Genomic DNA, 743 nt, shown 5'->3' with positions numbered 1-743 from the left:
AGCCCGAGCCAGTTGCGCGGTTATACCGAAGTGGCGGGGCAGTCGGCTCATGTGATCGTGGCCAACCCCTATGGCATCAGTTGCAACGGTTGCGGCTTTATCAATACCCCGCAGGCGACCTTGACCACGGGCAAGCCGGTGATTACCAACGGCCAGCTCACGGGGTATCAGGTTGATCGGGGCAGCGTGTCCATCGACGGCGCCGGCCTCAACGCCAGCAATATCGACCAGTTCGAAATCATCACCCGCTCGGCCAAGCTCAATGCCGAGATCAATGCAAAGAAGCTGGCAATTATTGCCGGTGCCAACGATGTGGATGCCAAGACGCTCAAGGCGACGGCGCGTGCGGCCAATCCGGCGGATGCACCGCAACTGGCCATCGACTCCTCGGCGTTGGGCGGTATGTACGCAGGGGCTATCCGGCTGGTCGGTACCGAAGCCGGTGTGGGGGTAAAGCTCGACGGCAAGATGGTCGCCAGCGGTGGCGATATCCAGCTCGATGCCAACGGTCATCTGAGCATGGTCGAGACGGGGGCGAGCGGGGCGATCAATGTCAACGCCGCCAGTCTTGAAGCCAAAGGTCCGATGTACGCTGGTACGACCCTGGATGTTAAAACCCAGGGCGATCTGACCAGCCAGAACAATCTGGTGGCCAAGGACCGCATCACGCTGAACAGCGGGGGGCAACTGACCAACAACGGCATTATTGAAGCCGGGGTCAATGCCGACAAAACCCGTAATGC

1 protein-coding gene is annotated in these 743 nt (G+C 60.4%); it reads left to right on the top strand.

All coding sequences use genetic code 11. From position 1 onward, the window contains the following. Positions 1-743, top strand: a 743-nt coding sequence (locus tag M5B42_RS32045) for a filamentous hemagglutinin N-terminal domain-containing protein (protein ID WP_248748063.1), incomplete at both ends; no start/stop codon positions are given.

Origin of the sequence: Pseudomonas sp. MWU12-2037, from assembly GCF_023242345.1 — a bacterium.
In the GTDB taxonomy this organism is placed as follows: domain Bacteria; phylum Pseudomonadota; class Gammaproteobacteria; order Pseudomonadales; family Pseudomonadaceae; genus Aquipseudomonas; species Aquipseudomonas gingeri_D.
Note: the sequence above shows the minus strand (reverse complement) of the source record. Positions and strands in the feature narration are given on the sequence as shown.